Raw genomic sequence first — 1,275 nt, 5'->3', positions numbered from 1 at the left:
TATTAATGATGCGAATGCAACTGAAGAGGAGCGTTTTGAAGCTCGTCTGAAATTCCAATCCATTCCGCGTAATGCAGCTCCTGTACGTCAACGCCGTCGTTGTGCTTTGACAGGTCGTCCTCGTGGTACTTTCCGTAAATTCGGTTTGGGTCGTATTAAAATCCGCGAAATCGCTATGCGTGGCGAGATTCCTGGTGTTGTTAAAGCTAGCTGGTAATAGGAGTATTAATAATGAGTATGCATGATCCTATTTCCGATATGTTGACTCGTATTCGTAATGCGCAACGTGCCAATAAGGTAGCAGTTGCCATGCCTTCCTCTAAATTAAAATGTGCAATTGCAAAAGTCTTGAAAGAGGAAGGTTATATCGAGGATTTTTCGGTTTCTGCTGATGCGAAGCCGGTATTGGAAATTCAATTGAAATATTATGCAGGCCGTCCTGTGATTGAGCAAATTAAACGTGTTTCACGTCCGGGTTTGCGTATTTACAAAGCTTCTAGCGAAATTCCCAATGTTATGAATGGATTGGGTATCGCTATTGTTAGTACTTCTAAAGGTGTGATGACTGACCGCAAGGCTCGTTCTGAGGGCGTCGGTGGTGAGTTGTTGTGCATCGTAGCCTAGTGGAGAAAAGTAAATGTCACGTGTCGCAAAAAACCCAGTGACTGTTCCTGCTGGTGTAGAAGTAAAATTTGGAACAGAAGCATTGGTTATCAAGGGTAAGAATGGCGAGTTGGCCTTTCCTTTGCCTTCTAATGTCGTCATTGAATTAAACGATGGTAAATTAACTTTTGCTGCAAAAAATGACAGTAAGCAGGCAAATGCTATGTCAGGTACTGCTCGTGCATTAGTTAATAATATGGTCAAAGGTGTTTCAGAAGGTTTTGAGAAAAAACTACAATTGATTGGTGTGGGTTACCGTGCTCAAGCTCAAGGCAAAGTTTTGAATTTGTCTTTGGGTTTTTCTCATCCAATCGTATATGAAATGCCTGAAGGTGTTTCTGTTCAAACTCCTAGCCAAACAGAGATCATTTTGACTGGTGCAGATAAACAAGTGGTTGGTCAAGTCGCTGCTGAAATTCGTGCATTCCGTTCTCCTGAGCCTTATAAAGGTAAGGGTGTTCGTTATGTAGGTGAAGTGGTAGTGATGAAAGAAGCCAAGAAAAAATAATTGAGGTTCACTAATGGATAAACATACAACCCGACTCCGTCGTGCACGCAAAACCCGTGCACGTATTGCGGACTTGAAAATGGTAAGATTATGTGTGTTCCGTA

Annotated in this window: 3 protein-coding genes and 1 pseudogene; all 4 read left to right on the top strand. The window is 42.1% G+C overall.

Features of this window, described 5'->3' with window-relative positions:
* Positions 1-217, top strand: a 217-nt coding sequence (gene rpsN / locus HMPREF1051_RS13220; RefSeq protein ID WP_003765775.1) for a 30S ribosomal protein S14, incomplete at its 5' end; no start/stop codon positions are given.
* A gap of 14 nt (positions 218-231) precedes the next feature.
* Complete coding sequence (rpsH, locus tag HMPREF1051_RS05945; RefSeq protein ID WP_003759723.1) at positions 232-624, top strand: 30S ribosomal protein S8; 393 nt, start codon at positions 232-234, stop codon at positions 622-624.
* A 13-nt stretch (positions 625-637) separates the two neighbouring features.
* Entirely contained in the window at positions 638-1,171 is a 534-nt protein-coding gene (gene rplF, locus HMPREF1051_RS05940) for a 50S ribosomal protein L6 (protein WP_003759722.1), read from the top strand.
* A 13-nt stretch (positions 1,172-1,184) separates the two neighbouring features.
* Positions 1,185-1,275, top strand: a pseudogene (locus HMPREF1051_RS13215) (50S ribosomal protein L18); the annotation flags it as partial.

Source organism: Neisseria sicca VK64 (assembly GCF_000260655.1).
Classification (GTDB): Bacteria; Pseudomonadota; Gammaproteobacteria; order Burkholderiales; family Neisseriaceae; genus Neisseria; species Neisseria sicca_B.
The sequence above is the reverse complement of the archived record's forward strand: the minus strand, read 5'-3'. Positions and strand labels throughout refer to the sequence as shown.

Excerpts from the sequence above, each read along its gene's own strand:
- rpsH (WP_003759723.1), top strand. The coding sequence starts at position 232 with ATGAGTATGCATGATCCTATTTCCGATATGTTGACTCGTATTCGTAAT.
- rplF (WP_003759722.1), top strand. The coding sequence starts at position 638 with ATGTCACGTGTCGCAAAAAACCCAGTGACTGTTCCTGCTGGTGTAGAA.